This is a genomic window from Shewanella sp. 11B5 (genome assembly GCF_002836795.1).
Lineage (GTDB): Bacteria > Pseudomonadota > Gammaproteobacteria > Enterobacterales > Shewanellaceae > Shewanella > Shewanella frigidimarina.
In genome coordinates, this window is record NZ_PJAP01001031.1 from 1 (window position 1) to 2,606 (window position 2,606).

Sequence of the window (2,606 nt, forward strand, 5' to 3'; positions counted from 1 at the left end):
GTGGCTAAATATGCAGTAAAGACTGCATGTTATAAGTTCTATATCTTTCTCTCATGATTACATGCAGAACGAGCTAATAAAGCGCTAGCGCTAAAACACGCTATAAAGTGTACTTTAATAACTATTAAAGTGCACTTCTTTTATCAAATCAGCAATATGCTATTTTATTTATATAACTTGTATCATGCAGGCTAATTTTTGCAGACCACTACAATTACCATTACCATGTTGTATCGTTAGAGTGTATTTAAAATTTACTGCTAATAACAATTCTTTAATCAGGTGGCCAAATCTACATAAGTCGATAGAGGTTAAGCATGTATAGTCTGTAGTAGATTCATTTGAGTTGAATGTTAGCTATGTTTCATCGATGATTTACTCACCATACAAAAGTGGCGTCTACGATGACTATTATTACAATTAAGCATAGCATTTTACATAATTCGATCTCTACCTGCTTTTTCTTTTAACTTGTCATAGAAAAAGTTGTTATATTGGTCATTATTTCAATTTAGGTAGGATTTGTATGAGTGCTAAGTATGGTCGGGGTAAGTTTGATGCCCACGAAAATTATATCCGCTATATGAATATGTTAGTAGCTAGTGAGCAGTTTGATGGTATGCCTAATGCAGTTTCTGACAACAAGATAAACTGGCAAGTGAGTAGTGGGAAAACAACTTCTTTCTATAAGTATTATCTACAGAGGTGGGATTGGTGGGCAGCTAAAGCAGATAGTCTTGGCCTAGATGGGCAAGGTAATGAAAATGAACGCTTTACTATCGCGGCTAGAATTATAAATCCCACAGGGTATAGAGCTTGTCGTTTGTGTGGCGAAGATTGGAATGTAGGTTATTTTTATCTAAATGATCGACTGTTTAAAAAGTTGGCTAAACAATGCCCTAAAGGTGCCTTCTTCAAATGGCAGCCTATTGATTCAGCAATTCATGAATTGAAAAAGTATCTTAGTCTTCAAGATCTAGAAGAAATATTTTTTAAGCTGTTTCCTGAGAGAGTAAAAGTATTTGAAACGCACGGTATATCAAAGGAAGCATTTGAAAAAACAAACCATTTCAATTCAAAGGCTTGGTTAACCCCTGGGTATATGGGAAACCCGCCTGATAGACTTGATGGGTTCCATGATTACCATTTTGAATGTAGAAAAAATAATGATCCAGGTCGATTCGACTCAAATATGAGGACATACAATCACGATAGAAGAAGTTTTGAGTTTTGGGCAGAAGGTAATTGGATGGTTGCTGATACTCTTTATAATGCGGCAGGACAAGGCCATTGTGTTTTATGTCCCGAGGGTTCGGCAAGTATTAAGGTTAGTCCAGATCATATTGGCCCAATTTCGTGTGGCTTTAAACAGTTACCATTATTTCAGCCAATGTGTTCAGCTCATAATAGCTCGAAAAATAGACGCTTTACTAAGAGTGATGTAAATCTTCTTTTAGATTATGAGGTTATGACAAATAGTTCTGTAGCATCATTTCAGGTAAGGGCACATTGGGATAAGCATAAAATGCATATGCTCAACGACTTTGATACCCGAGCACTAAGTAACTCAATGAGAACGCTTCAGGATTCATATTTCCGAATTTTGTGTCATTTATGGCAAAATGGTTATGTTAGATTCATTTGTACTTTACTTGGACCAAAGCACGCTTTTGATAGCGTAATATTTAAAGAGCTTGATACCAGTGAATTGACCTTTAAAAGCTATACAATAACAAAAAAAATAACTCCAAATAGAAAGAGTTTATTTGTACGCAGTATAAGAATCGCATTAGAGTCTATAGCTGAGTATACATCTAAAGGTGTTGCTGATAGAAAGCTTGTTAGGAATGACTTAGAAGATAATAGCTTGTTTATTTATACAATGTTAGAGAAAATGAAAACTGTCGGTTTTCACGGTATGGATCAGACTTGGAGTCAGCAGTTTCCTTATTCAACAAGTCTTGAAGGAAAAGAAAATATCATTTCATATTTAACAGAAAGTGAAGAAGTTCCAGTCCAACCAGAGGATGTATTGCGTTTTCAAATATTAAAAGAGTGCGTCGACTCAATAGGAATTAACGCACAGATCAGAGCAATTTAATGAATTATAAAGCAGTGGTCTTTAAAAACTTATAAAGAGACCACTTTCCACTTATCCAGTTTGAATAGTTGCTACGATATTCTGTCGATTTACTGTCAAAGCTAAGCCCCATAAAGGCTTCTGCAATATTAATAGGGGCTGCTAATGAACCTGAAATCACTAATTGTTTAGAGTTCTTCCTTCTTCCTAAGCATGGATTTAGTAACGATAAGGGTTTGTCAAATTGATGTTTATGGTTTAATGTCGCAATTAAGAATACACGTCTTCTCATTTGAGGGACGCCGTATTCTTCAGCATTAAGTTTCCAAACAGGACTGTTAACAGTGTAGCCAATTTCTTCAAGGCTGGTTATAAGATCCTTTATTACCTGCCCTTTTTTCATGGTTAAAAGTCCTTCTACATTCTCTAATAAAAATATTGAAGGTTTTAACTCTTTTGCAAAAGTAAGATAGTTGACGGCCAAATCATTTCTTATGTCATCATGATTTCGAAATCCGGCATGAGA

The 2,606-nt window shown here is 35.3% G+C and carries 2 protein-coding genes; one reads left to right on the plus strand and one right to left on the minus strand.

The window, feature by feature from the left end; translation table 11 throughout:
• The first annotated feature begins 526 nt into the window (after window positions 1-526).
• Window positions 527-2,101 (plus strand): Alw26I/Eco31I/Esp3I family type II restriction endonuclease, encoded by a 1,575-nt coding sequence (locus CXF78_RS19895; RefSeq protein WP_102037733.1) that lies wholly within the window; start codon window positions 527-529, stop codon window positions 2,099-2,101.
• Window positions 2,102-2,105: 4 nt separating this feature from the next.
• On the opposite strand, the gene CXF78_RS19900 is transcribed toward CXF78_RS19895, so the two are convergent.
• Window positions 2,106-2,606, minus strand: a 501-nt coding sequence (locus CXF78_RS19900) for a DNA cytosine methyltransferase (protein WP_180957226.1), incomplete at its 5' end; no start/stop codon positions are given.